This window comes from Terasakiella sp. 4MB5A (assembly GCF_050058155.1).
GTDB classification, from domain to species: domain Bacteria; phylum Pseudomonadota; class Alphaproteobacteria; order Rhodospirillales; family Terasakiellaceae; genus Terasakiella; species Terasakiella halodenitrificans.
In genome coordinates, this window is record NZ_CP188815.1 from 417,316 (window position 1) to 442,563 (window position 25,248).

Annotated in this window: 24 protein-coding genes; 15 read left to right on the top strand and 9 right to left on the bottom strand. The window is 46.7% G+C overall.

Annotation, left to right across the window (positions count from 1 at the left end):
- Window positions 1-101 precede the first annotated feature (101 nt).
- Window positions 102-1,283, top strand: a complete 1,182-nt coding sequence (locus ACI0FF_RS02020; protein WP_419798489.1) for a YeeE/YedE family protein — start codon at window positions 102-104, stop codon at window positions 1,281-1,283.
- Here ACI0FF_RS02020 and ACI0FF_RS02025 read toward each other — a convergent pair.
- The 3 genes from ACI0FF_RS02025 to purD all read right to left on the bottom strand — a co-directional run bounded on the left by ACI0FF_RS02025 (window position 1,272) and on the right by purD (window position 6,566).
- The gene (locus tag ACI0FF_RS02025) at window positions 1,272-4,094 is read right to left on the bottom strand and encodes an EAL domain-containing protein (RefSeq protein ID WP_419798490.1); all 2,823 of its coding nucleotides are present in this window, start codon (window positions 4,092-4,094) and stop codon (window positions 1,272-1,274) included. The two genes, ACI0FF_RS02020 and ACI0FF_RS02025, sit on opposite strands and share 12 nt — an antisense overlap.
- Window positions 4,091-5,086: a cytochrome-c peroxidase gene (locus ACI0FF_RS02030; protein WP_419798491.1), complete on the bottom strand. Its 996-nt coding sequence runs from the start codon at window positions 5,084-5,086 to the stop codon at window positions 4,091-4,093. Before ACI0FF_RS02030 ends, ACI0FF_RS02025 begins: the two co-directional genes overlap by 4 nt.
- A gap of 196 nt (window positions 5,087-5,282) precedes the next feature.
- Window positions 5,283-6,566, bottom strand: coding sequence for a phosphoribosylamine--glycine ligase (purD, locus tag ACI0FF_RS02035; RefSeq protein ID WP_419798492.1), 1,284 nt, complete (start codon window positions 6,564-6,566; stop codon window positions 5,283-5,285).
- A gap of 68 nt (window positions 6,567-6,634) precedes the next feature.
- On the opposite strand from purD, the gene xseA reads away from it, so the two are divergent.
- The 3 genes from xseA to ACI0FF_RS02050 all read left to right on the top strand — a co-directional run bounded on the left by xseA (window position 6,635) and on the right by ACI0FF_RS02050 (window position 9,466).
- A complete protein-coding gene (gene xseA / locus ACI0FF_RS02040; RefSeq protein WP_419798493.1) occupies window positions 6,635-8,182 on the top strand; it encodes an exodeoxyribonuclease VII large subunit in 1,548 nt (515 codons plus the stop codon).
- A complete protein-coding gene (locus tag ACI0FF_RS02045) occupies window positions 8,182-9,003 on the top strand; it encodes a M23 family metallopeptidase (RefSeq protein ID WP_419798494.1) in 822 nt (273 codons plus the stop codon). Before xseA ends, ACI0FF_RS02045 begins: the two co-directional genes overlap by 1 nt.
- 88 nt (window positions 9,004-9,091) lie before the next feature.
- The gene (locus ACI0FF_RS02050; RefSeq protein ID WP_419798495.1) at window positions 9,092-9,466 is read left to right on the top strand and encodes a response regulator; all 375 of its coding nucleotides are present in this window, start codon (window positions 9,092-9,094) and stop codon (window positions 9,464-9,466) included.
- Here the strand turns inward: ACI0FF_RS02050 and ACI0FF_RS02055 are convergent.
- A complete protein-coding gene (locus ACI0FF_RS02055) occupies window positions 9,463-9,828 on the bottom strand; it encodes a hypothetical protein (RefSeq protein WP_419798496.1) in 366 nt (121 codons plus the stop codon). The two genes, ACI0FF_RS02050 and ACI0FF_RS02055, sit on opposite strands and share 4 nt — an antisense overlap.
- A gap of 209 nt (window positions 9,829-10,037) precedes the next feature.
- Here ACI0FF_RS02055 and ACI0FF_RS02060 point away from each other — a divergent pair, with 209 nt between their 5' ends.
- From ACI0FF_RS02060 to ACI0FF_RS02070, 3 genes are all read left to right on the top strand, one after another.
- Window positions 10,038-14,900, top strand: coding sequence for an NAD-glutamate dehydrogenase (locus tag ACI0FF_RS02060; RefSeq protein WP_419798497.1), 4,863 nt, complete (start codon window positions 10,038-10,040; stop codon window positions 14,898-14,900).
- 460 nt (window positions 14,901-15,360) lie between these two features.
- Window positions 15,361-15,648: a hypothetical protein gene (locus ACI0FF_RS02065; protein ID WP_419798498.1), complete on the top strand. Its 288-nt coding sequence runs from the start codon at window positions 15,361-15,363 to the stop codon at window positions 15,646-15,648.
- A 60-nt stretch (window positions 15,649-15,708) separates the two neighbouring features.
- On the top strand, window positions 15,709-16,185 hold the full coding sequence (locus ACI0FF_RS02070; RefSeq protein ID WP_419798499.1) for a hypothetical protein: 477 nt from the start codon (window positions 15,709-15,711) through the stop codon (window positions 16,183-16,185).
- Between the two features lie 91 nt (window positions 16,186-16,276).
- On the opposite strand, the gene grpE is transcribed toward ACI0FF_RS02070, so the two are convergent.
- Both grpE and hrcA read right to left on the bottom strand, forming a co-directional pair.
- A complete protein-coding gene (grpE, locus tag ACI0FF_RS02075; protein ID WP_419798500.1) occupies window positions 16,277-16,978 on the bottom strand; it encodes a nucleotide exchange factor GrpE in 702 nt (233 codons plus the stop codon).
- 23 nt (window positions 16,979-17,001) lie between these two features.
- On the bottom strand, window positions 17,002-18,039 hold the full coding sequence (gene hrcA / locus ACI0FF_RS02080) for a heat-inducible transcriptional repressor HrcA (protein ID WP_419798501.1): 1,038 nt from the start codon (window positions 18,037-18,039) through the stop codon (window positions 17,002-17,004).
- A 94-nt stretch (window positions 18,040-18,133) separates the two neighbouring features.
- Between hrcA and ACI0FF_RS02085 the strand changes: the two genes are divergently transcribed.
- The 5 genes from ACI0FF_RS02085 to ubiA all read left to right on the top strand — a co-directional run bounded on the left by ACI0FF_RS02085 (window position 18,134) and on the right by ubiA (window position 21,302).
- Window positions 18,134-18,346 carry a DUF3126 family protein gene (locus ACI0FF_RS02085; RefSeq protein WP_419798502.1) on the top strand — a complete coding sequence of 71 codons (213 nt, stop codon included), beginning with the start codon at window positions 18,134-18,136 and terminating at the stop codon, window positions 18,344-18,346.
- Between the two features lie 5 nt (window positions 18,347-18,351).
- Window positions 18,352-19,071: a ribonuclease PH gene (gene rph, locus ACI0FF_RS02090; protein ID WP_419799679.1), complete on the top strand. Its 720-nt coding sequence runs from the start codon at window positions 18,352-18,354 to the stop codon at window positions 19,069-19,071.
- Window positions 19,072-19,076: 5 nt separating this feature from the next.
- Complete coding sequence (gene rdgB / locus ACI0FF_RS02095) at window positions 19,077-19,688, top strand: RdgB/HAM1 family non-canonical purine NTP pyrophosphatase (RefSeq protein ID WP_419798503.1); 612 nt, start codon at window positions 19,077-19,079, stop codon at window positions 19,686-19,688.
- Between the two features lie 69 nt (window positions 19,689-19,757).
- Entirely contained in the window at window positions 19,758-20,324 is a 567-nt protein-coding gene (locus ACI0FF_RS02100) for a DUF924 family protein (protein WP_419798504.1), read from the top strand.
- Between the two features lie 60 nt (window positions 20,325-20,384).
- Window positions 20,385-21,302: a 4-hydroxybenzoate octaprenyltransferase gene (ubiA, locus tag ACI0FF_RS02105; protein WP_419798505.1), complete on the top strand. Its 918-nt coding sequence runs from the start codon at window positions 20,385-20,387 to the stop codon at window positions 21,300-21,302.
- On the opposite strand, the gene ACI0FF_RS02110 is transcribed toward ubiA, so the two are convergent.
- Entirely contained in the window at window positions 21,299-21,712 is a 414-nt protein-coding gene (locus tag ACI0FF_RS02110) for a helix-turn-helix domain-containing protein (RefSeq protein ID WP_419798506.1), read from the bottom strand. The two genes, ubiA and ACI0FF_RS02110, sit on opposite strands and share 4 nt — an antisense overlap.
- A gap of 153 nt (window positions 21,713-21,865) precedes the next feature.
- The gene (locus ACI0FF_RS02115) at window positions 21,866-22,324 is read right to left on the bottom strand and encodes a helix-turn-helix domain-containing protein (RefSeq protein ID WP_419798507.1); all 459 of its coding nucleotides are present in this window, start codon (window positions 22,322-22,324) and stop codon (window positions 21,866-21,868) included.
- A gap of 340 nt (window positions 22,325-22,664) precedes the next feature.
- Between ACI0FF_RS02115 and ACI0FF_RS02120 the strand changes: the two genes are divergently transcribed.
- Window positions 22,665-23,090 (top strand): helix-turn-helix domain-containing protein, encoded by a 426-nt coding sequence (locus ACI0FF_RS02120; protein ID WP_419798508.1) that lies wholly within the window; start codon window positions 22,665-22,667, stop codon window positions 23,088-23,090.
- A gap of 47 nt (window positions 23,091-23,137) precedes the next feature.
- Here ACI0FF_RS02120 and ACI0FF_RS02125 read toward each other — a convergent pair whose 3' ends face one another.
- On the bottom strand, window positions 23,138-23,695 hold the full coding sequence (locus tag ACI0FF_RS02125) for a GNAT family N-acetyltransferase (protein WP_419798509.1): 558 nt from the start codon (window positions 23,693-23,695) through the stop codon (window positions 23,138-23,140).
- A 127-nt stretch (window positions 23,696-23,822) separates the two neighbouring features.
- Here ACI0FF_RS02125 and ACI0FF_RS02130 point away from each other — a divergent pair, with 127 nt between their 5' ends.
- Together ACI0FF_RS02130 and ACI0FF_RS02135 are read left to right on the top strand one after the other, a co-directional pair.
- On the top strand, window positions 23,823-24,182 hold the full coding sequence (locus tag ACI0FF_RS02130) for a hypothetical protein (RefSeq protein WP_419798510.1): 360 nt from the start codon (window positions 23,823-23,825) through the stop codon (window positions 24,180-24,182).
- Between the two features lie 103 nt (window positions 24,183-24,285).
- A complete protein-coding gene (locus tag ACI0FF_RS02135) occupies window positions 24,286-25,248 on the top strand; it encodes a glycosyltransferase family 9 protein (protein ID WP_419798511.1) in 963 nt (320 codons plus the stop codon).

Below are 25,248 nucleotides of genomic sequence, written 5' to 3' on the forward strand. Positions count from 1 at the left end.
TATTAAAAAGGAAGGTTTCGGACCTTCCTTTTTTTATGGAAGGTTGGTTTCACGGACATGTGATTTGCTTGTGAACGGTTCATCGTTCTAAACTTTAGATTATGAACACATCGGTTTCATTCCCTCCTCCCCACCCGAAAGCCGAGCCTGTTCTTTCCGGCTCCCGTTATGTACTCGCGGGGGCCGGAATTACGTTGGGGCTATGGTTCTTAGCGCAAGACGGCTCAGCAAACCGTTCATTATTGTTTGCAATTGGTTTGGGGTTGGGAGCTGCCCTTTATTTTGGGGCGTTTGGTTTTGCTGCGGCATATCGAAATGCCTTTGTGCGCCGTGATGTCAGTGGCATTTTAGCACAGATCGTAATGATTGGTCTGGCAACGATTTTGTTTGCTCCGGTTTTGGCACAAGGACAGGCCGGCGGGGCATGGGCTCCCATTGGTGTGCAGGTGGCGGCGGGATCGTTTTTGTTTGGCGTCGGGATGCAAATTGGCGGGGCGTGTGCGTCGGGTACGTTGTTTAGTATCGGCGGCGGTAATTTGCGCATGATCCTGACGCTCCTGTTTTTTTGCCTTGGTGCCTTTTTGGGATCTTTACATCTGCATTGGTGGGCACAGTTACCGGATTGGGGAACGCAATCATTAGGGCATCTATTGGGATGGCCGGGTGCAGTCATTTTTCAAATTGGTGTTTTAGTTATTCTTTTTATATGGGTTCGGCAAAAAGGGCGTGGCTATCCTCAGACGGGAGTCTGGCAAGCCGGACTGAGTTTCAAAAGCTTTATGACAGGTCCGTGGCCGTTTTTACTGAGTGCGATTGTATTGGCTCTTCTGAACTGGGCAACTTTGTTGGTTGCGGACCATCCTTGGACGGTAACATGGGCTTTTACGTTGTGGGGGGCAAAGTTGATGCAGGTTGTGGGATGGGATGCGACGACCAACTTATTTTGGACATCCCCTTTTCAAGTACAGGCTCTTGAAAACTCAATCTGGGCAGATACGACCTCGCTCATGAATATAGCGGTTTTGGTTGGCGCTTTTACGGCAGCTTTTGTTGCCAATCGTTTATGTTTTCGGTTTGATCTTTCATTCAAGTCTTTTGCGGCTTCTCTTATCGGTGGATTGTTGATGGGGTACGGTGCCCGTTTGGCTTATGGCTGCAATATTGGGGCCTTGTTTTCCGGTATGGCTTCGACCAGTTTACATGCTTGGTTATGGCTTGTTTGTGCGATGGTTGGGACGGTTGTTGGTGTTTGGTTACGTCCCATTTTTGGCCTAAGCCGATAACTTCTTTTGTTTGAACAAGTGTAAAAGGTCTTCCAGTGCAAGAGGTTTGCTATAGTAAAAACCTTGGATAAGATCGCATTGGCGCTCTTTTAGATATTCGGCCTGCCCGGCGTTTTCCACACCTTCGGCCACGACTTTTAGGTTCATGCTCTTTGCCATTGAAAGAATGGCTTGGGTCAGGGCGGAATCTTCACTGTCGCTGAGGATATCGCAGATAAAAGAGCGATCAATTTTTAAAGTTGTGATCGGGAAACGTTTAAGATAACTGAGAGATGAATACCCCGTTCCGAAATCATCAATGGACAAAAGAACACCGAGATCACGCAGTTTGCGCAAGGTTTTTAAAATCTCGTTTTCATCTTCGACCAACAGGCTTTCGGTGATTTCCAGTGTCAGTTTGCTGGCGGGAAGCTGGCTTTCTTTTAAAACATCTTTGACCAGTCCATAAATGTCGCTACGCATAAACTGGCGTGAGGATAAGTTGACGCTAACCCCGATATTAAAACCTTCTTCTTTTTGCCAATGGGCGGCATCTGTGCAGGCTTGACGTAAAATCCATTCGCCCATGGGTACAATCAGGCCGGTATCTTCAGCTACAGGGATAAATTTATCAGGTGAGATCAGCCCTTTTTCTGGATCATTCCAGCGAACCAATGCTTCGGTTGAGACAACGGTTTGAGTATGAGGGTCGACAATCGGCTGGTAATGTAAAAGGAAGTGTTTTTTATCCAGGGCCTTGTGAAGGGCGACTTCTAACGTGTGCCTTTCTTGAGCACGGTTGTTCATTTCCGGTGTGAAGAATGAATAGGTGTTCCGGCCCATCTCTTTGGCCTTGAACATGGCGGCATCGGCATTTTTAAGCAGGTTATCACCACTTTGAGCATCGTCAGGGAAGAAAGTAGCCCCGACAGAGACTGACGTGTAAGCCGTATTCCCATCCAGAGCATAAGGCAGACTGAGGCATTCCAGCAGACGGGTTAGCAGGTGTTGCAAGTCCGGGTCATAATTGGCTTCGTTAATGATAATAACGAATTCATCCCCACTGAGACGTGCAATAGTATCACTTTCGCGAAAAAGGGAACGAAGTCGTTCCGCCACCTGGCGCAACAGTTCATCCCCCAAAAGGTGCCCGAGTGTATCGTTGATATGTTTGAAATTATCCAGATCAAGGAAAAGCAGGGCGACGCGGTCTTTACTGCGCCGTGCCATATTGATGGCATGATTCAGGCGTTCTTTGAACAGGTTACGGTTGGGTAAATCGGTTAAGGAATCGTAATTGGCCTGGTAATGAATGCGTTCTTCCGATTTTTTTCGACTGGTGATATCGGTAAAGAGGGAAACGCGTTGTAAAACCTCGCCATCGTCATCATAGATCGTGGAAATAGACAGCCATTCCGGATAGATTTCACCGCTTTTACGTCTGTTCCAAATTTCGCCTTGCCATGTCCCTGTATTTTGTAGGTCGAGATACATTTTCTTGTAATAAGCGGCATTGTGGTGACCGGAGCTTAGCAAGGTTGGGGAATGACCGAGGACTTCGCGTTCAGAATAGCCGGTGATTTTACTGAAGGCCGGGTTCACCATTTGGATGATATCGTCTTTGTCGGTGACCATCATGGCTTCGCTTGCGGTTTGGAAAACAGTTGCCGCCAGTTGTAATTGATCCTGTGTACGTTTTTGTTCGGTTAAATCAACACGCACAACGGCGTAACCGCCTTGGTGCATATGGGTATTGGCACTTAGCATCCAGTTCCCATCACAGGTCAGGTCTAATGTACTCCCGTCTTTTTGTAACTCGCTTTGCAACAGGAAACCGACTTCTTTTTGGGTGTCTTCAAATTCTTGCCAACTCATTCCTTTATAAAGGCGATTTTCCAAGGGATTGTGTAAACGGGCAAAGGTTGAGTTCCAGAAGACAAGTTTTTGATTTGGGCCAAAAAAGGCAAAACCTTCAGACATGCTGTCGACGGCATCTTCAAACAATTGGGCGGCTTCTTGTGCGCGCTGCCGTTCTTGAGTCCAACGGACAATCATATAAGCCAAAGCAATGAAAATGATAATTGCGACACCAAAAAGAATATAACGATATCCATTGGATAGATTTTGGCGTTTTGTTTGAAGGGCGTACAGATCAGTGACAAATTCATTCATTGACTGATGGCTCTCATTTGCGAGCACATTATTCAGTAAAGCTGAAATGTCTTGTGTTAATTCAAAGCTGCGTTCCAGATGATGCGCAACAATCTGGAATGGATGTGTCTGATCGAGGCTTTCTTTCAGTTCATTCAATATATCTTGTGTTGCTTTTAGGCGCTGGCGATTTGGAAAGAGTTGAAAGGCTTGCAACTCCGTCATGGCATGCAGAGACTCGATAGCGATTTTGCCAGACTGTTTATCAACGTTCATGCCAAGATATTTCAGCAGGAAATTGCTTGAATTGCGGGCAAGGGCGACTTTGGCTTTAAGGCGTTCAAGCTGGTCAATACGTCGATCTATTGCGGCTTCTAATTTTGTGAATCGTTGGGCAAATTGTGATGGTAAATGTTTGACGGATTGCTGCAAGGATTGACGTACGTCGGATAACTGGCGAATTGTTTGTACAATATGGTCAAAATGAACAAGACGGAAACTGGCGGCTTTTAAAGCATGTTCGTTGAGCTGGGTATCCAGTTGTTTGACTTGCAAGGCTTGTTGCATAGTTTGTGACAAATGTGCAATTTCATCGGCATCGGATTTGAAAAACTGAAAAATTGTACCGATGACAAGTCCAAGAACAACAAATAACAGACCAATGGTATTGGAACGTTTCATTGTGCTTCCTCATGAGGAAAACGTCCGCTGAGTGAGCTTAGAAAAGCCTGAATATCCTGATTATCTGATTTTGAGATGGTGTAGCCGAGCTGATAGCGTGCCATTATGTCAATGGCTTCACCTAATGTTGCGACGCTGCCGTCATGGAAATAAGGGGCAGTATGGGCAACCATGCGCAGGCTTGGGACTTTAAAGACATATAAATCACGCGTATCTTGCGTCACGTTGTAACGACCAAGATCTTTTGTTTGAGCGGTATTTGCTTCATTAAAATATGGAAGAAAAGTCCCCATACGCTGAAACATATTGCCACCCACATTGACACCCTGATGGCAGGCAATGCAGCCGTATTCCTTGAATAGTTTGTAGCCGTGTTTTTCTTGTTCTGAAATGGCATTGTCGTCTCCCCGAAGGTATTGATCAAAGGGAGAGTTTGTGCTTACCAGTGTGTATTCATAGTTTTGAATAGCGTCTGCAATGGTGTCTTCTGTTATGCCCTTGTTGTATACTTCTTTGAAGGCACGTACGTAGTCTGGATGGCTGCTTAGTTTGGCAATAACGTCTTGCCATGTTGCGCCCATTTCAATGGGATTGGTTATTGGGCCTTTGGCTTGTTCGCGAAGATTAGCGGCGCGGCCATCCCAAAATTGTGCAAAGTTAAAGCGACTGTTGATGACGGTGGGGGCGTTCATCATGCCCTTTTGCCCTTCTATCCCGATTGAAGCAGAGTTTCCATCAGCACCGGCTTGTGTGACATCGTGACAACTGGCACAGCTTACTGAATTATCGCCAGATAAAAGGGTTTCATGAAACAAGCGTTTGCCAAGTGCTGCCTTTTTCAGGGAAACATCATGTTTAAACGGAACAGGCAAAATTGGTTCTTCTTCGCGCGCAAAGACAGAATCTGCCGAAAATGCATTTTTTACGTGCATTTCAGTGCAAGACAATAGAAAAAGCAGGCATGCGCTTTTAAAAAGCGGTACGCGTTTCATCGGCAACTCGTCATTATTATGTTAAATGATCATCCTTTATGATGAAAACCACTACTAAAGAAGTAGTATTCGAATACAAAAAGACAACCATTACTTATTTTTCGCGCAATTTAAGAAAAAAAACCGCACAAATCAACCAGTAAGTTGTGATGGTGATAATTAAGATTAACTAAATGACCATTTTCGGGTTATGGATTTATTTTTGATTTTCACGTGCAACAGCGCGCCAGCCGATGTCACGACGGCAAAAGCCTTTTTCCCAGTTGATTGAATCAACGGCTTTATAAGTTGTTGCCTGTGCCTCACGAACGGTTTGACCCCGCCCCGTAACGCCTAGAACACGCCCGCCTGTAGCCAGTATTTTGTCGCCATCGACTTTGGTTCCGGCATGAAAGACAAAGGCATTTTCGATTGTGTTGGCCTGATCAATGTTTTTGATTTCAGTGCCTTTTTCATAAGCCCCCGGATAGCCTTGGGCTGCCATAACAACGACCATCGCGGTTTCATCATGCCAGTCCAGCTTGATTTCATCCAGTTTGCCTTGTGCTGCGGCATCCAAAGCTTCTAACACATCTGACTTCCAACGCATCATAAGGACCTGACATTCGGGGTCACCAAAACGGATATTATATTCCAGAACCGTCGGTACGCCGTCTTTGACCATTAAACCGCAGAATAGGACACCTTTATAAGGGCAGCCTTCTTTTGCCATTGTTTTGATCAGGGGCGTAATGGCGGTTTCCATGATTTTATCGCAAATTTCTGGTGTTGCAATCGGGGTTGGGGAATAGGCGCCCATGCCGCCTGTATTGGGTCCCTTATCACCGTCATAAGCGGCCTTGTGATCCTGAGCGGCGGCGAGAGGCAAAGCACGTTCACCATCGATCAAGGCAAAGAAACTGCATTCTTCACCTTCCAGAAAATCTTCGACGACAATTTCGTTACCGGCATCGCCAAAGATTTTATCGTCCATCATGTCATCAACGGCTTTTTCAGCCTCATCAACCGTTTGACAAATGATGACACCTTTTCCGGCTGCCAGCCCGTCGGTTTTGACAACGATGGGGGCACCGTTTTCACGGATGAATGATTTTGCGGCTTCTGTATCTGTAAAACGCCCATATGCGGCAGTGGGGACACCCGCTTTGGCGCACATGTCTTTCATGAAACCTTTCGATCCTTCCAGTACGGAGGCGGCGGCGCTGGGGCCAAAGGCGCGAATGCCGGCTTTTTCCAGCTTATCAACAAGGCCGAGAACCAAAGGCGCTTCGGGACCAACAACCACAAGATCGATTGCATTCTCTGTGGCGAAAGTGACAAGCGCGTCGATATCTTCACCGCCAATGGCCACACATTCAGCAACATCGGCAATACCTGCATTGCCCGGTGCACAATAAAGTTTGGACAATTTGGATGACTTGGCAATGGCCCAACACAAAGCATGTTCACGACCACCGGAACCAACGACGAGTACTTTCATAGCGACTTCCCACCTTCAATATGGATTTGCTGTTCACAAGTTGATCGTCTTGTACCATATTACCCCCCATGACTGACAACCCTTTTGCAGATGCTTTTGACACACCCGCTGAACATAATCAGCCGGTTTTTAGTGTCTCTGAACTTTCCGGCGCTTTAAAGCGGACGGTGGAAGACGCTTTTTCACTGGTACGTGTGCGCGGTGAAATCAGTGGATTTAAACGTGCGGCTTCCGGCCATCTTTATCTGGCGCTCAAGGATGAAAACGCCGTGATGGATGCGGTGTGCTGGAAAGGTGTGGCTGCCAAGCTGGATTTGCGCCCGCAAGACGGGATGGAAGTGGTCTGTAAAGGGCGTTTGACCACCTATCCCGGGCGTTCAAAATATCAGATGGTGATCGAATCGATGGAATTGGCAGGCGAAGGCGCGTTGCTGAAACTGTTGGAAGATTTAAAACGCAAACTGGCGGCAGAAGGATTATTCGCCTCGGAACGCAAAAAGAAATTGCCGTTTTTGCCCAAAACCATCGGGATTGTGACGTCGCCGACCGGGGCTGTGATCCGTGATATCATGCATCGATTAAACGATCGTTTTCCCCGTCATGTTTTGTTATGGCCTTGTTTGGTTCAGGGGAAGGGGGCAGCCGATCAGATTGCAAAGGCTATTCGTGGATTTAACGCGTTGGATGGATCAAAGGGTATCCCCCGACCGGACCTGTTAATCGTTGCACGTGGCGGTGGATCATTAGAAGACCTTTGGTCCTTTAACGAAGAAATTGTTGTGCGTGTAGCGGCAGAAAGCGACATTCCGCTTATCTCGGCTGTCGGGCATGAAACCGATACAACGCTGATTGACTATGCTTCCGATCAACGTGCGCCCACGCCAACAGCAGCCGCTGAGATTGCCGTACCTGTCCGCCGGGAATTATTGGCACAAGTGATGGACGATGCCACCCGTCTGGAAAGCGCGATTACCAGAAACCTGGAAGACCGTCGCCTGCGTGTAATCAGTGCAGGACGGGCCATCCCCAACCCACAGCGTCTTGTGGATGATATGACGCAACGACTGGACGATCGAGTGGAACGCCTTGCCAATTCGATGGACAATTACTTGCAGCGGTATGGGATGCGGGTGGATCAATTGGCTTCTAAAATACCGCAGCCGCACCAGCAATTACAAAATGCGCAAGATCGCTTAAGTGCGCGCACACAGGCGTTGATGTCGGGATATCAGTCCTTTTTGCAGAAAAAACACAGCCAGTATGATCGCACAAGTGCCTTGGTACGCCGCAAGGCAGTGGATGATGGAATTGAACGTGCGCAGCAGAAACTTGTCAGCCTGTCGGCGTTGTTGGAGAGTTATTCCTATAAAAGCGTTCTGGATCGTGGTTTTGCCCTTGTGACTGACACGGTAGGTAACGCTGTCACCTCTGCCAAAGGCTTGGAAAGCGGACAAGGTCTTGCCATTCAATTTGGTGGAAATGAACATGTCGATGTGGTGGTGGCCCATGACGGTGAAACCCCATCCCCATCCGCCCCGCCGGTTACGACCAAACCTAAACCCAAGCAAAAACCCCAACGCCCAAAAACGCCATCGAAACAAGGAAGCCTGTTTTAATGCCTTTGATGTCTCGTATCCGACTGTGTGCCCTTGTGATGATATTCAGTGTTTTTCTGGCGGTGAGTGCGCAAGCGGCAACTTATTCCTTGAACGGAGCGCTTAAGCAAGGGGGATTGGTTTTTGGGACGGTAACACCGGGCAGTCTGGTCAGTCTGGATGCCTCAGATATTCCGGTTTCCAAAGATGGTTTGTTTCTATTGGGATTTGGTCGGGATCATGGGGCACAAAGCCACTTGATGATTACGTATCCCAATGGTCAGCAAGTCAGCGAGACGCTTAAAATTGCCAAACAGAATTTTAAAATACAGCGCATTGATGGTTTGCCGAAAAAGAAAGTGACACCCAACCCCGAAGCTGTAAAACGCATTCGTGCCGATAATGCGGCTGTCGGGCGCACCCGTCAGACTTTTACACCTGAAACATGGTTTGCCTCCGGCTTTATGCAGCCGGTTGAGGGGCGTATCTCTGGTGTGTTTGGATCCCAGCGGATTTTAAACGGTAAACCACGCAGTCCGCATAAGGGATTGGATATTGCTGCCCCTAAAGGCACCCTCATTAAAGCAGATGCCGATGGGGTGATCTCATTGGTACATCCTGATATGTATCTGATGGGTAAATGCGTTATGATTGATCATGGACATGGTCTGCAATCCATTTATATTCATATGAATGACATTCTGGTGAAAGAAGGCCAGTTGGTAAAAAAGGGCGATCCGGTCGGCAAAGTCGGTATGACAGGACGGGCAACCGGGCCGCACTTGCATTGGGGAGTCAGCCTGAAAGGGATAGCGTTGGATCCGCAACTTTTGGTCAAATAATCATTCATAACTTACAATTTAAATGCTATAAAAAAATATATTAGAGTTTAGTATCAGGTTGGCTATTCTATCTGGAGATCATATTTTAATGACGAAAATCTTGCTGGTAGATGATGATGAACAAATCCGTTTTGCGATGTCCGAAGTTTTAGGTAGTCGCGGATATCATGTCCGGGTTGCAGAAAATGGTCTTCAGGCTGGTCAAATTCTCAATGATGAAAATGTCGATGTGGTTTTACTGGATATCTTTATGCCGGAATGTGATGGCTTTGAGACAATCGGCAATATCCGTCAAAACCATCCCGATTTAAAAATTATTGCCATGAGTGGGTATGGTGACAGCGAGTTTGAACCCTTGCGCTATGCAAAAACGCTGGGTGCGGATGATGCGCTGGCAAAACCCTTTAGTGCGGAACAAATGGTTGAAATGCTGGTCCGTTTTGGCTGTTCGGGAAAGCCTTAAAATTCAAGAATGGAACTGTAAAGTGCCAGTATAAGCAGCATAAGAACAGCTGCGCCCCCGACCACACCCACGGCGAATAAGAGATTCATGACGGATCGTATGGGATGGGTATGGCGTTCTTCCTTTAACCGGGTGTGTGTGCGTTGCTCCGGACCGCCGACAATGGTCAGGTAAAAACGTTTCTTGAAAAACGGAATAGATAGGCGAAGGTTTAAAGGATGTTGGTTGGACCATCTCGCTGTTTCCAAAGCATCATTGATGGCGTGGCGCTGCCAATCGTCCAAAGAAGCCACAATATCCCCGTCTAAACGGTGATGAAGAAGGTAACCTTTTGGATTCGTTTCATGCTTTGTTTTCATCATCTTTTTTTGCCCTGTATGCCTATCCCCTTATAGGTAAATATACTCCTACAAAGCCTCTATTCAAAGTAGAATGGAGAAAAAACTGCATATATTTTAGTCAGAAGTCATCTATTTACTTGTAAATTGGTATTTTTATCCTAGCCTTAACATATGGGGAAAAATCCCCATATGTGTAACGACCCAATAAATGGGCTACAGGGATGAATGGAATGAATAAGACGCTTTCCAAGTCGGAACAGCAGAAAGCAGACCTCATAAATAAAGTTGCCAAGCTGATTAACGACAGATTACCAAAAAAAGATGCCGCTGATGCGGTGAAATTTGTTCAACAATTTTTTTCAAAAGTACCTCCTCATGATTTGATCGGGCGCCAGGAAGAAGAGATTTACGGCTCTGCACTGGCGTTTTGGCGTTTTGCCTCCAAGCGCAAAAGTGATGAAACTTTGGTGCGTGTTTATAACCCGAACCTGGAAGAGCACGGTTGGCAGAGCGACCATACAGTCGTTGAAATCTGCACATCTGATCGCCCCTTCCTTGTCGATTCCGTCACCTCTGCATTGACGGAAAGCGATATGACAATTTACCTGACGATTCATCCCGTCATTACTTTGTGCCGCGACGATAAAGGCCATCTTGTCGGCACATTGTTTGAAGACGAAAAAATACCGAAATCGTGGGGCGATACCTGCCAGTATGAATCTTACATGCTGTTCTTTGTGAATAGGCAGTCAGACAAGGCGCAATTGCAGACATTAAGTGACCGGTTAAAACATTGCCTGAGTGAAGGCGATGCCGCGGTACGTGATTGGCAGGATATGCGCAAAGCGGCCCGTGATACGATTGAAGGACTGTCTAAAAAATTACCGGATGTGAACCCGGAAGAAGCCAAAGAAGTCTGTGACTTTATGCAATGGGTTCATGATGATCACTTTACCTTGTTGGGTGTTTGTGATTTCGATATCAAGGGGAATACGGTCGTTCCCGTTTTGGATGGGGCGCTTGGTATTTTGTCCAATCCAAAATCAGATATCCTTGATGAAATCAGCGTATTGGCAACCAGCCCGGCATCGGATAAAGGCAAATTTACAGAAGATTCATCCCCGTTGATGATTGTGAAAACATCCCATAAGTCGGTTATTCATCGCCCGGTTTACATGGATGTGATTTGTGTGAAACGCTATGGTGCAAAAGGCAAAGTGATTGGCCAGCGTGTCTTTGTCGGCCTGTTTACGTCGGCGGCTTATAGCCGGGCACCCCATGATATTCCGCTTGTACGCATGAAATCCATGCGTGTTATGGACCGGGCCGGGTTTAAGCCGGGCAGTCATAATCGCAAAGCTTTTGCCCATATTATTGACACGTTCCCGCGTGACGAACTTTTCCAGATTAATGAAGATGCACTTTATGAAATGTGCATGGGCATCCTCAACCTACAAGAACGTCAACGTGTTGCGTTGTTTGTGCGTATGGATGATTTTTCACGTTTTGCGTCCTGTTTGATCCATATTCCGCGTGACAGCATGACAACGGAATTGCGCCAAGACATGCAGGCGATTTTGGAACGGGCATTTAATGGTGAATTGAAAGCCTTTTATACCCAGATTGGTGATGCACCCCTGGCTCGTTTGCATGTGATTGTGTCAACACCGGATGCGGGTAAGACCGACGTTGATCTGTATGAAGTTGAAAACCAATTGATCGAAGCTGCGCGCAGCTGGTCCGATCATTTGCGCGATCAATTGGTGACGTCAAACGGTGAAGAAAAAGGCTTGGAGCAATATCGACGTTATCGCAATGCTTTTCCGGCCGGATACATCGAAACCCACAACGGCGCATTGGCAGTAAACGATATTGCCAAACTGGATGACGTATTGAAGACCGGTGAATTGCAGCTGAGCCTTTATCGTCCGATTGAGGCGGCAGGTAATGTCATCCGTTTTAAACTTTATCATCCCAATGGGGCGGTTCCGTTATCCCATGTTTTGCCGATGCTGGAACATATGGGCTTGCGCGTACTGGATGAACACCCCTATCCGGTCTATCCGCAAAATTGTGATTGTGAATTGATTATGATCCACGATTTCGGATTGACCACGGCCAGTGGCGGTGATGTTGATCTGTCAGCCATTCGTGAAAGTTTTCAGGAAGCGTTCCGTCATGTCTGGACGGCGCAAGTGGAAAATGACGGCTTTAACCGCTTGGTTATCGAGGCCGGGATCAAGCCTTGGCCGGTGATGTTGTTGCGTGCCATGTGCAAATATTTGCGTCAGGCCAACATTCCGTTCTCGCAAACCTATATGCAGCGTGCATTGGCTTCCAACCCGGAAGTAACGCGTTTGCTGGTTGACCTCTTTTATGAAAAATTTGATCCAAAGATCAAAAACGATCTGAAAAAAATTGATGCAATTCGGACGCAAATTCTGGAAATTCTCGACACGGTGCAGAACGCGGATGAAGACCGTATTTTGCGACGTTTCCTGAATTTGGTTGATTGCACGTTGCGCACCAACTATTTCCAGATGGATGAAAACGGCAAAGACAAGCCTTATGTGTCCTTTAAACTGAACTCGCGCGAAATCGAAGATTTGCCCTTGCCGCGTCCGTGGCGGGAAATCTTTGTTTACAGCCCACGGGTTGAAGGGGTGCATTTGCGTGGTGGACCAGTTGCCCGTGGCGGCTTGCGCTGGTCGGATCGTCGCGAAGATTTCCGTACAGAAGTCCTTGGGCTTGTGAAAGCGCAACAGGTTAAAAACGCGGTTATCGTACCGGTAGGTTCCAAAGGCGGCTTTGTCGTCAAACAACCACCAAGCGAAGGCGGGCGTGAGGCTTTCCTGAAAGAAGGCATTGAATGTTATAAAACCTTCATTCGCGGCTTGCTGGATTTGACCGACAACTATGTGGCGGGCAAGGTTGTCCCGCCGAAACAGGTTGTACGCCATGATGATGATGACCCTTATTTGGTGGTTGCTGCCGACAAAGGGACGGCGACATTCTCCGATATTGCCAATGGTGTGTCTGAAGAATACGGGCATTGGTTGGGCGATGCGTTTGCTTCTGGCGGGTCTGTTGGGTATGACCACAAGAAAATGGGGATCACTGCCAAAGGTGCGTGGGAGTCGGTCAAACGTCACTTCCGCGAAATGGGCAAAGATATCCAGAATGAAGATTTCACCGTGGCTGGTGTGGGTGATATGGGCGGCGACGTGTTCGGTAACGGCATGTTGTTATCCAAACATATCCAGTTGGTTGCGGCCTTTAACCATCTGCATATCTTCATCGACCCGACCCCGGATGCGGCAAAATCGTGGGAGGAACGCAAACGTTTGTTTGATGAGGTCAAGGGCTGGGATCAATATGATACATCCCTGATTTCCAAAGGTGGCGGTGTCTTCTTGCGCTCCGCCAAGAAGATTGAGATTACACCGGAAATCCGTAAGGCCTTAGGCTTGGCGGGGTCGGTTAAATCCTTGTCTCCTAATGAGCTGATCCGCGGCATTTTAAAAGCACAGGTCGAGTTGCTTTGGTTTGGCGGGATCGGAACTTATATCAAGGAAAGCCACGAAAGTGATGCTGATACGGGTGATCGGGGCAATGATGCTATTCGCGTGAATGCAACGGAACTTCATTGTAAAGTTATCGGCGAAGGAGCAAACCTTGGATGTACGCAACGCGGACGAATTGAATTTGCCCTTCATGGTGGACGCAACAATACCGATGCGATTGATAACTCCGCCGGTGTGGATTGTTCTGACCACGAGGTAAATATCAAAATTTTGCTCAATCAGATTGTGGCAAATGGTGATATGACCATGAAACAGCGCAACAAGATTCTGGAACAAATGACCGATGAAGTTTCTGATTTGGTCTTGCGTGACAATTACCTGCAAAGTCAGGCGATTACGATCGTTCAGGATCGGGCTTTGGATTTGCTGGATCAACAGGCACGCCTGATGAAATATCTGGAACGCCAAGGCCGTTTGGACCGTGATGTTGAAGTTCTGCCCAATGAAGAAGTTCTGGCAGAACGTCAAGCGGCGCAGAAAGGTTTGACCCGACCGGAAGTTTCGGTCCTGATGCCTTATGCGAAAATCTGGCTCTATGACAAGCTGCTGGAATCCGATTTACCGGACGATCCGCGTTTGGAAGAAGATTTGATCCGTTATTTCCCGACACAGTTGGGAGACATGTTTGAGGATCAGATCAAAAACCATATGCTGCGTCGTGAAATTATTGCGACCGGGATTACCAACTCTTTGATCAACCGTGTAGGCGGTAGCTTCCTGACTCAAGTGATGGAAAATACCAACGCAACACCGGATGATATCGCACGGGCTTATTTGATCACGCGCGACTCATTCGGCTTGCGCGAAACCTGGGCGGATATCGAGGATTTGGACAATAAAGTCAGTGCCAAGGAACAAATCCGTATGTTGCAACAGGTCAATAAACTGATTGACCGGGGCACGAAGTGGTTCTTGCGTTATGGTGAGAAACCACTGGATTTGGGTAAGACGGTTGAATCGTTCTCAAGCGGTTTGCAAAAATTGGGTGAGAAACTGGAAGAAGTGTTGCCGAAGAATATTCTGAAAGCACATTTGGATCAGGCGCAAACCTTTATTGCCAATGGTGTCCCGGAAGAATTGGCAAAGAGTGTTGCGGGTAAAGTCGTCTTGGTATCGGGTTGCGATATCGTTGGCATTGCCCAAAAACGCGAAATGGATGTTGTGGATGTTTCCAAAATCTATTTCGAAGTCGGTTCGCGTTTCGATTTGGGTTGGATGCGTGCCACAGGTGAGCAACTGGGCCTGAAAAACCATTGGCAAAAATTGGCTGTCGGTGCGTTGATTGAGGATTTGTACAATTACCAATCAACCTTAACCAATATGGCAATTGATAATATTGCAGGTGGGCAAGATGCGCTCAGCGGATTGACGAAATGGCTTGATGATAATCAAACTGTTGTGGATCAGACCGACCAAATGTTGGCGGAAATTAAATCCACACCGGGTATTGATTTTGCCATGTTGACCGTGGCGGCGAAACAGTTGCGTGATATGATTGCACAAGGCTGATAAATCCCTAAAAAAGAAGGTCTGCTTGTACTTAACAGGCAGGCCTTTTTCTTTATCTTATTGAAAAATATCAGATTAAATTTACGTTTCCCCTTTACAGGCAAGAATTTTAAACTACCTCTAAAACAGTGAAACACAAAAGAGGAGCCTGTTTTCTACTTATTCTAAGGATAGCGCAGCATTGCTTTGAAAGGAATGCATGCGTTCAGATCATAAGATTTTTCAACAACGGCATGACTTGATACAAGCATGTCCGCGCGGAGCCAAAACATTCAGGTTGAAAAATCAAGATCCACCCTCTGCGCGTGACGACGGATATATTTTTTACGGTAGCCTGTTTTGGCTTTTTATACACCGTCTATCCGTCGAAACCTTCGTCAAAAACATTGAAAAGCCGATATTGCACTTTCTCTGATGTGAGAGAGTTTGCAGGCGGTTTTGAAACGAATGGAGAAGTCACGTGACTCATAAAGAAACTTATCTTCAGAAGATCAAAAACCAACTTGATGACCTTGAGTTTGAAATTGAACGCTTAAAGGATAAAGCGACGCAAAAACGGGCTCAGGTACATGTTGAATATTCGCGTCAAATGATGGAACTCAACGCGAAAAAGGAAATGCTGAACAAGGAACTCGAAGATCTTGCTGTCGCTTCCGAAGACGCGTGGGAAGAGCTAAAAACCGGTGCGGATAATGCATGGCAAGATTTAAAAGAAGCCGTGGAACGTGCCCGCAATCATTACTCTTGAAATAGATCTGCAGCAAGTGATCACACGCAAGACTGTTGATTTTGAGAAAGAGGATTTCGCATGACTTACAAGCTGAAACATATAGCTCTATCAGGTTTTGTTGCCACAGCTTTGATTGTACCGGGGCTGATGTTTACGACACCTGTGATGGCCGATGAAACGACCTATCAGGAAATGAGTAAGGAAGTCGATCAGGCTGTTAATAGTGTTGGTGACTATACACAAACCAAGCGTGATCAAGCCGCACAAAAAATTAAAGGCGCGATGAATAAGATGGATCAGGAAATTGACCAATTGGAAAATCAAGTGCGGGAAAACTGGAATGATATGACAGGCGCAACACGTGAAAAGACACAGGTTGCATTGAAAGATTTGCGCCAAAAACGTAACCAGTTGGGAGAACGTTACGGTGAATTGAAATCCGGCACGAAAGAAAGCTGGTCCGAACTGAAAGACGGTTTCAATGAGGCGTGGACGGCATTTAAATCGTCGTGGTCTGAGGCTTTTAACTCCGCGCAAACGGATGGAAAGTCCTAATCCGTTTTAAGCTGACACGATGATGAAAAATGGCTGCGTTTTATGCGCAGCCATTTTTTTTATTCGAAAAACGAGAACGTGGATTGTCGGGTCAGGTTTCCTGATCCAGATTTGCACCAGCTTCGTCATTTCCCGCTTCATAGGCTTCTGTTGTGCCCGGTGCTTCTTCACTTGAAGTGGTGTCTTCCTGTGGGGCTTCATATTTCGGGCCACCTTTGGTGACACCGACCATTGCCGGACGTAAAAGGCGATCATGAATGACGTAGCCATCCTGCATGACTTGTGCGACCAAACCGGCGGGTTGGCTGGGGTCGTTCACTTCAAACATGGCTTGATGCAGGTTGTGGTCAAACGGTTGACCGGCAGCTTCAACACGTTTGATACCGGCTTTTTTAAAGGCGCTTTGCAATTCGCGTTCGGTCATATCGACACCTTTGATCACATCGGTGTCTTTCATATCATCCGGGGTGCTTTCGAGGGCACGGCGCAAATTGTCGGCAACGGAAACCATTTCACGGGCAAAATTGGTCACGCCGTATTTCAGGGCATCCTGTTTTTCGCGTTCAGAACGGCGGCGTACGTTTTGTTCTTCCGCGACAGCGCGCAACCATTTACCTTTGGTTTCTTCCAGTTCTGCTTCCAACTGGGCAATGCGTTTGTTTGCATTTGCGTCTTCGGCAAAACCTTGTACGTCCGCGTCCAACGTTTCTTGTGGTGCGCCTTCCTCGATTGTAACTTCTTCGGTTACAGGGTCATTTTCTGCAGGTGTTGCTTGTGTGTGTTCGCCTGACATTTCGTCTTCTCTTCAACTTTATTCTAGCCAATCAATCGACCGATTACCTTAGAGGTGTAATCGACCATCGGAATAATGCGCGCATAGTTGATACGGGTTGGCCCGATCACACCAATTGCGCCGACAATCTTTTGGTGACCGTCGCGAAACGGGGCCACCACCATAGAACAGCCGGACACGTTAAACAATGGATTGTCCGAACCGATAAAAATTTGTACGCCATCTGCCCCATCGGCAAGGTGCAGAAGCTTTAGCAGGGTTTCTTTGGTTTCTAAAGCTTCAAATAGGGATCGAATGCGTTCCAGGTCGCCAATGGCGGCGACATCATCCAGTAAATGTGCTTGGCCCCGGACAATCAGCGAACCCGAATCGCTTGTCCCGCCTGCCCATTGGGCCAATCCGGTTTTAACAACATGGCTGGTCAGTTCATCCAGTTGTGCCTGCTGGTTTTTAAGCTCTTTATGAATTTCGCCCAAACCTTCGGCCACGGTGCGTCCGACCAGTTTGGCCCCTAAATAATTGCTGGCTTGTACCAGGGCACTGGGCGGGATGTCATGCGGGGTGTCGATAACCCGGTTTTCGACCACGCCGTTTTCCATCACCATGATGACAAGAGTGCGTCCGGGTGACAGATTGACGAATTCGATATGTTTCAGCGGAGAATCTGTTTTTGGGGCAAAGACCAGACTGGCGCACCCGGACAGGCCGGAAATCATGCCAGAGGCTTCGGACATTACATCTTCGAATTTGCGGCCCTTGGCAGAACATTCCTTATCAATGACTTTTCGTTCATTGGCCGGTAAGTCACCAATTTCCATAACCCCGTCGATAAACAGGCGCAATCCTTGTTCTGTGGGCATACGCCCAGCAGATGTATGGGGCGAATGTAAAAGCCCCAAATCTTCCAGATCCGCCATGACATTGCGAATGGAGGCCGGAGACAAAGAGTTTTCCAGCAGTTTTGAAACGGTGCGCGAGCCGACAGGCTCGCCCGTTTCCATATAGGCATCCACAATGCGGCGAAAGATATCGCGCGATCTATCGTTCAAATTACTCAACATCTGGGAAATTTAGTCTCAAGAGGTCATTGCGTCAATGCGAGAGGCTATGTTAAACCGACTCAAACTTAATGACAGGCCTAATAGGATATTCGATATGATCACGATGGATGAAATTCAAAAAGTCACCGCCCACCTGCGTAAAACGTTCGGCAACGATAAAATTCGTATCCAGCCGCCGAAAAAGGCGGACCATCCGACCGAAGTTTATATTCTGGATGAATTTATCGGTGTTTTACATCGCGATGAAGACGAAGGCGAAGTGTCTTATGATCTGAATATTTCCATCATTGAAGAAGATTTACTGTAATGACCATACGTCCGTCCGGTCGCGCCGCCGATCAACTGCGCAATGTCAGTTTCGAATTGGGTTTCAGCAAATATGCAGAAGGTTCCTGCCTGGTAAAATTTGGTGATACCCACGTTTTGTGTACGGCGACCGTGGAAGAAAAAGTCCCTGGTTGGATGCGTGGCAGTGGGGCAGGCTGGGTGACGGCGGAATATGGTATGTTGCCGCGTTCCACCCATGACCGGATGCGCCGCGAAGCGTCCAGCGGGAAACAATCCGGGCGGACACAAGAAATTCAACGTTTGATCGGGCGTTCTTTACGTGCGGTAACGGACTTGAAAGCCATGGGTGAAATTCAGGTCCGTGTGGATTGCGACGTGTTGCAAGCTGATGGCGGGACACGCACAGCATCCATCACCGGGTCTTATGTAGCCATGTATGCGGCGTTTCAAAAAATGGTGGAAGCGGGCAAGCTGGATGCCATTCCGATGTCGGATGAAGTCGCAGCGGTTTCTTGCGGGATTTATGAAGACGAAGCTGTTCTTGATCTGGATTATGATGAAGACAGTGCGGCACAGGCTGATACGAATTTTGTTCTGACCGGCAAGGGCGGGATTGTTGAAATTCAGGGAACAGCGGAAGAAGATCCGTTCAGCCGTGAACAATTTATCCAGTTGCTGGATCTTGCGCAAAAAGGCATCACTGAATTAAGTATTTTACAACGCAAAGCCCTTGGATTGGAGTAAGCCTTATGACCCGCAAACTGGATGCCGGAAAACTTGTTATCGCCAGCCACAATGCGGGCAAAGTGCGTGAAATTCAGGAATTGCTTGCCCCTTATGGGATGGACGTTATTTCTGCCAAGGATTTAAATTTGCCGGAACCCGTTGAAGATGGGGAAACCTTTATTGCTAATTCCCTGATTAAGTCGTTGGCTGCGGCGAAAGCATCCGGCTTACCAGCTTTGGCAGATGATTCCGGTTTGGCAGTAAATATCTTGGCGGGTGCGCCCGGGATTTATTCTGCCCGCTGGGCCGGTCCGCGCAAAGATTTTCAGCGGGCGATGAAAAAGGTTGAGGATGCCATTTGCGAATATGACACCATCGAAGCCAAGGCTGATCGCAGTGCGGCCTTTATTTGTGCGTTGTCGATTGGCTGGCCGGACGGACATAGCGAGGTATTTGAAGGCCGCGTCGAAGGCAAGATGATCTGGCCCGCGCGTGGGGAACGGGGTTTTGGCTATGATCCGGTCTTTCAACCCGTTGGATATGACGTGACGTTCGGCGAAATGGAGCCTGCCGCCAAACATGAAATCAGCCATCGTGCGGATGCTTTTCGCCAATTGGTTGCGAACTGTTTTTAAAAAACATTATTCCCTGTTGTTCTTGGTTTTTCACTTCCTATATCAACGTGATGAGATGTGGAGAAACAAATGAATAACGAGATTAGGAATATTCTTGAATTCTGGTTTGATAGTGCGAAGCCTGAATATATGGCGACCCATCGTGATATATGGTGGATGAAGGACCGGGAAGTCGATCAACAGATAATCAATCAATTTATCTCCCTCTATGAACAGGCAGCAAGTGGGGCGCTTGATCACTGGAAAGAAGAAGTGCTGGGGTGTCTGGCTCTTATTCTTTTAATGGACCAGTTCCCTCGTAATATGTTTCGTGAAAACGCAAAATCTTTTGCGACAGATGAACAGGCTCTGGATATTACACGTTATGTGTTAGAACGTGAATGGGATGTGGATTTATCCCTTGGGGCCCGATTGTTTATTTATCTGCCCTTGGAACATAGCGAAAATATTGATGATCAAAATGCAGCGGTTACTCTGATAAGTTCATTGGGCGATGATAATTATACGGAATTTGCCTTGCGCCATCGTGATATTATCAAACGGTTTGGCCGATTTCCTCATCGCAATAAAATTTTGCAACGCGAGGATACGAAAGACGAGGCGGTGTTTCTCACACAACCCGGCAGTGGCTTTTAGGCGCCGTTTTTGAAAAAGATGCCTCTTTCTCCGACATGGCAAAACGTGTATGAAAGGGGGATGCAGAACAGTATCGACATAAACCGTACAGATATCGTGTATCACGGCTGGGTCGGGCAGATGCCACGGGCCGTGCGTCCTTATTTGATTTTAATGCGGGCAGACCGTCCCATCGGGACATGGTTGTTATTGCTGCCGTGTTTCTGGTCCTTGGCCTTGGCCTCCAATGGGGTTCCTAATCTATATTTTGCGATTTTATTTGCAATCGGGGCCTTTGTCATGCGCGGGGCCGGATGTGTGATGAATGATCTGGCAGACCGAAATTTTGATGGAAAGGTTGCTCGCACAGCAACGCGCCCCATTCCAAATGGAGATGTTAGTCCATTGCAGGCTGCTCTCTTTATGGGGGGGCTTTGCCTTATTGGCTTAGTGGTTTTGCTGCAATTTAATTGGTACACGGTTGTGTTAGCCTGTTTCTCATTAGGCTTGGTTTTTATTTATCCGTTTTGCAAACGCTGGACCTACTGGCCACAGGTCGTCCTTGGGTTGACCTTTAACTGGGGGGCCTTGGTGGGCTGGAGCGCCGTTGACGGTGTGCTGGCGTGGTCGGCGGTCTGTCTTTATTTTGCCGGATTATTCTGGACTTTGGGATATGATACGATCTATGCCCATCAGGATAAGGAAGATGATATTTTAATCGGTATCAAATCGTCTGCCCTTAGATTGGGGGAAAAAACTGTCCCGGCACTTTATTTTTTCTATGCCATGACAACCGGTTTGGTAGTGCTGGCCGGATATTTAGCGCAAACCGGCCCTTTGTTTTATGTCGGTCTTTGTGCCCCAGTTGCCCATCTGATTTGGCAGGTTAAAGTGGTTGATATTCACGATGCACCGACCTGTCTGATGATTTTTAAATCCAATAAATGGTTCGGTTGGTTGCTGTTGGCTGCTTTCTTGATGGGAAATATATCGCTTTAATCTGTTTTTTTGGTTTTATTGTTTTCGTTCAACAACTCTGCGGCCCGTTCTATCACCGCTGCCAGACTTTGACGGACTTCCGGTTGATCAAGTTGTTGAAAATCTTTAAGCAATGAAATGGAAAGCTTATTAAGAAGCGGGTCGATATTTTCAAATTCTGCCAAGGGTGATGTTTGATCATCGGCTTTAAAAAAGTAATTTACATTTACCTTGAAAACCTGAGAGAGCAAGAAGAGCTTTGAAGCAGGGATCGCGATTTGCCCAGATTCATACTGCCCAATCTTGATGCGTGAGACATCTATTTTCTGCCCTAATGCGCTTTGTGTGAGGCCCGCGATTTCACGTTTCAGGCGGAGTCGACGACCAATACCCAGATTGATCGGGTTTGGTTCTTGTGAGTCTTGAGGCATAGTAGCTCCCTGCAATACACTAAAGAGGTGTATAAAATATTATATACACCTCCTTTGTATAACATGAAAGCGACACATGCCAACTAGATATTCACTTTTTAATAGGAATATAAGTGACTTTACTACTATTTAGTGTTCGCGGAGCTGGGAATGTTAAAGGTTTTCTTCTTCGTGTGGTGTGTCGGTGAGGCTATTGGCCAGCGCACGCATGAATTGCCCCATCCGCTGGCGTAAAATATCATCAGGGATGCGGTGAAAATCATGGACCAGAGAAATGGAATCACGCGAAGAAAGAGGGTCGCTGTCAAAGGGTTCTGCAAGCGGTTCGCTTAATCCATAAGGGTCCGCATGAGAGGCTTCATACAAATCTTCCGGCATTTCCTGAAAGAAGTAGGACACATCAACCCCAAGCTGGCGTGAAATTTTATAGAGGTTACTTGCGCCAATACGGTTGGTACCATTTTCATACTTTTGAACTTGCTGAAAGGTAACGCCGATGGAATCACCTAATTTGGTCTGCGAAATGCGTAATCCGACACGACGTGCACGGACACGGGAACCTACGTATTTATCGATTGGATCGGGGCTGGTTCTTGGTGGTCGTCTGCTCATTGTTATCTACTCGTTTCTATTCGCACCATATTTTTAATTTTTATTCTTGCACGCGTGTGCAATTTTTTTTTACACAATCCAGCGCTAGAATTTTATTATATCGGTCTGCAAAAATTGCAGTTCGATATAAAGAATTTTATAGCTGTTGAAGACTGTTTTCGATAAAAACGATAATAGGTTTTCGTGATACACTTGTGGGCGTACATTGAAAGCAGTCTTAAGAGGAATCTAGAAACTCAGGGTGTAGAGGCTACAACCAATAGTTCAAAAATACCCCCCTTCAGCAGGCTTAACATATATCTAAATTGTTGGTATTGCAAGGTTTTCAATAGGTTGGAATATGAAAGATATCGGTCAACGCTTCACAGAAATACGTAAGAATTTGGGTGTGACACAGAAAGAATTTGCAGATCGTTTGGGCGTCTCTTTAGGGGCTGTTCAAGGGTATGAATATGGAAAAGTGCCTAAGGGTGAAGTGCTGCAAGTTTTACTAAATATGGGGTTCAACTTGAATTGGCTGGTCGATGGGCGCGGTACGATGATGCGCGACCAAAGTCAGGATGTGGCCCTTAACCGGATGTTGATGTGGAATGTTGCGTATTTTTTAAGTAAACGAAATGAAACAAGTGAAGATGCGGAACTGTATGCCGATGCCTTTATGGAAATCTACGATGCAATGGTCCGCGACAGTGATATGAAAAAAGAAGATAAAGAGAGCGACATTTCCAATATTATTGATTTTAGTTTGCGCCGCTTAGGGAAGTAAAAAAGAAGGCTTGTGCCGGTAAAACCGGACACAAGCCCCTTGCTTATTTAGTTTGTGCGATGAAGTTGACGTTCGGTCAGTTCTATCAATTTATTTGGTTCAAAATGAACCATACCGAACTCGGGGACATCGACATTGTTAATTCTGCGGTTTCTGGCAATCATGCGCTTGAAACCAAGACGTTCGTACCACCGCCAAATTTTGTTTTCCTGAAAGGCCCAGCAACATAAAGGCGCGAGACCTCGTTCAACCAAATATTTAGAAAGGGTACTGATGGCCAGATAACTGACGCCAAATGTCCGATATTCCGGTAAGACATACAATGCATGTAATTCGCCTTTTGCACCGATTAACATATCGTCATCATTTGGTTTACACATGCAAAAGCCCACAGGTTTATTTTTATCTTCAAAAACAAAGAGGGCTTCGTTTTTATTTGGGCGATCTTCATCAAACCAGCGTTGCCATTGCTGAAAACGATAAGATCGATCTCGATTGGATAAGACTTCCTCAGGCATGAAGCCGTAGGCATGGCGCCAGCAAATTTCGTGAATTTCTGCAATGTCAGCGACATCATTTTGAGTTGCTACACGTATATTAAGCATTTCTATCTCCTTTTCTTGCTTAAGAGATAAAAATGTACAAAAAATATTATTGCATGGCTGTTCACAATCTATAATAATGTCCCGATAGTGGGCAAGGATACACAATATCTTTACTATAAGGTGTAATATGTTTGATCAAAACATTCAAAACGCATTGGCGAAGCTTGATGTAAATGCCAAAAAGCGCAAAAGAAAACGCTCTTTGATTGTATCACTGGCGGGACTCGCGCTTATTTTTAGTGTTTTTGGTGGTGTATGGGGCTATCAGCAAATGATGCCGTCAGTCAGCATGGATCATTTGTCGCGTTTGATTATTGTGGCTTCCCGCAGCAGTGATAACGATCCCATTCGTTTGTTGGGTGATATTGAACGGCGCATGGGCAAGAAAATGGAGAACTTGTCCAATACGGAACGTGTTGATGCGGTGGCTTATCTAATGAACCATATTGAATTGCATCACAATCGTCAGGAATTGATTTCTTATTAAGCTGTATGTGATTTCCCTTGTGAAAAGGGAAATAGATGGTAGCCAATGCACAGCTTTAGCGCTATGGTCGCGTCGTTTTTATTCGGGTCTATCTTGAAGAACGATGCGCATTCTTTTTATTACCTCCACACGGATCGGCGATGCCGTTCTTTCCACAGGCATTCTGAATTTTTTGCTTGAACGATATCCGCAGGCAAAATTTACAATTGCGTGCGGCCCTGTTGCGGCTCCATTGTTTGAGGCAACGCCACAGGTTGAGCGCGTGCTTATTATGACCAAAAAGAAACGGTCCATGCATTGGATTGATCTTTGGGAAGAATGCGGTTTTACATGGTGGCACCGTGTGATTGATTTACGCAATGGGCCGATTACATATCTTTTCCCAACATTGCGTGGGACACACCTGCACCATGATGATAAGCAAACGCATCGGGTTGAATTGTTTTCCAACCTCTTAAAATTGAACCCGCCACGGGGCCCAGTTTTATGGACAAATGAAAAACATGAAACGAAGGCGGATACGTTATTACCGGCCAATGAACGGGTCTTAGGTATTGGCCCGACGGCGAACTGGCGTGGCAAAACGTGGCGGGAAGAAAACTTTCTGGAACTGGTTCTGCGATTGACAGCAGAGACGGGGCCCTTTGCCGGGGCAAAAATAGCCTTGTTTGGCCATATCTCAGAACGTGTCCAAGTGAAAAAATTGATTGATGGCCTGGCTGAAACACAAAAGATAGATTTAATTGGCGAACTTGACTTGCCAACGGTTTATGCCTGTTTAAAACGCTGCACATTTTTTATTGGAAATGACAGCGGCTTAATGCATATGGCCTGTGCGGCCCGCATTCCAACGGTAGGCTTGTTTGGGCCAACGCAAGAAAAATTGTATGGTCCGTGGGGGATACATTGTGCAACAGTTCGAACGGCAACACCGTTTTTAGATTTATTTGGTGAAAACTTTGACCATGAAAATACCGATAGCTTGATGGACAGTCTTAGCGTCGATATGGCTTATAAGGGTGTAGTTCAATTATGGCAGACCTGTGCCTCAAAAGAAGGAATGTAA

What these genes read in the sequence shown, in the direction of transcription:
- ACI0FF_RS02100 (WP_419798504.1), top strand. Translation starts at nt 19,758, where the DNA reads ATGAATAACGAGATTAGGAATATTCTTGAATTCTGGTTTGATAGTGCG.
- ACI0FF_RS02050 (WP_419798495.1), top strand. Translation starts at nt 9,092, where the DNA reads ATGACGAAAATCTTGCTGGTAGATGATGATGAACAAATCCGTTTTGCG.
- ACI0FF_RS02025 (WP_419798490.1), bottom strand. Translation starts at nt 4,094, where the DNA reads ATGAAACGTTCCAATACCATTGGTCTGTTATTTGTTGTTCTTGGACTT.
- ACI0FF_RS02135 (WP_419798511.1), top strand. Translation starts at nt 24,286, where the DNA reads ATGCGCATTCTTTTTATTACCTCCACACGGATCGGCGATGCCGTTCTT.
- ACI0FF_RS02030 (WP_419798491.1), bottom strand. Translation starts at nt 5,086, where the DNA reads ATGAAACGCGTACCGCTTTTTAAAAGCGCATGCCTGCTTTTTCTATTG.
- ACI0FF_RS02045 (WP_419798494.1), top strand. Translation starts at nt 8,182, where the DNA reads ATGCCTTTGATGTCTCGTATCCGACTGTGTGCCCTTGTGATGATATTC.
- ACI0FF_RS02115 (WP_419798507.1), bottom strand. Translation starts at nt 22,324, where the DNA reads ATGAGCAGACGACCACCAAGAACCAGCCCCGATCCAATCGATAAATAC.
- ACI0FF_RS02125 (WP_419798509.1), bottom strand. Translation starts at nt 23,695, where the DNA reads ATGCTTAATATACGTGTAGCAACTCAAAATGATGTCGCTGACATTGCA.
- ACI0FF_RS02130 (WP_419798510.1), top strand. Translation starts at nt 23,823, where the DNA reads ATGTTTGATCAAAACATTCAAAACGCATTGGCGAAGCTTGATGTAAAT.
- ACI0FF_RS02085 (WP_419798502.1), top strand. Translation starts at nt 18,134, where the DNA reads ATGATCACGATGGATGAAATTCAAAAAGTCACCGCCCACCTGCGTAAA.
- ubiA (WP_419798505.1), top strand. Translation starts at nt 20,385, where the DNA reads ATGCAGAACAGTATCGACATAAACCGTACAGATATCGTGTATCACGGC.
- grpE (WP_419798500.1), bottom strand. Translation starts at nt 16,978, where the DNA reads ATGTCAGGCGAACACACACAAGCAACACCTGCAGAAAATGACCCTGTA.
- purD (WP_419798492.1), bottom strand. Translation starts at nt 6,566, where the DNA reads ATGAAAGTACTCGTCGTTGGTTCCGGTGGTCGTGAACATGCTTTGTGT.
- ACI0FF_RS02020 (WP_419798489.1), top strand. Translation starts at nt 102, where the DNA reads ATGAACACATCGGTTTCATTCCCTCCTCCCCACCCGAAAGCCGAGCCT.
- rdgB (WP_419798503.1), top strand. Translation starts at nt 19,077, where the DNA reads ATGACCCGCAAACTGGATGCCGGAAAACTTGTTATCGCCAGCCACAAT.
- hrcA (WP_419798501.1), bottom strand. Translation starts at nt 18,039, where the DNA reads ATGTTGAGTAATTTGAACGATAGATCGCGCGATATCTTTCGCCGCATT.
- ACI0FF_RS02055 (WP_419798496.1), bottom strand. Translation starts at nt 9,828, where the DNA reads ATGATGAAAACAAAGCATGAAACGAATCCAAAAGGTTACCTTCTTCAT.
- ACI0FF_RS02070 (WP_419798499.1), top strand. Translation starts at nt 15,709, where the DNA reads ATGACTTACAAGCTGAAACATATAGCTCTATCAGGTTTTGTTGCCACA.
- ACI0FF_RS02060 (WP_419798497.1), top strand. Translation starts at nt 10,038, where the DNA reads ATGAATAAGACGCTTTCCAAGTCGGAACAGCAGAAAGCAGACCTCATA.
- ACI0FF_RS02110 (WP_419798506.1), bottom strand. Translation starts at nt 21,712, where the DNA reads ATGCCTCAAGACTCACAAGAACCAAACCCGATCAATCTGGGTATTGGT.
- xseA (WP_419798493.1), top strand. Translation starts at nt 6,635, where the DNA reads ATGACTGACAACCCTTTTGCAGATGCTTTTGACACACCCGCTGAACAT.
- ACI0FF_RS02120 (WP_419798508.1), top strand. Translation starts at nt 22,665, where the DNA reads ATGAAAGATATCGGTCAACGCTTCACAGAAATACGTAAGAATTTGGGT.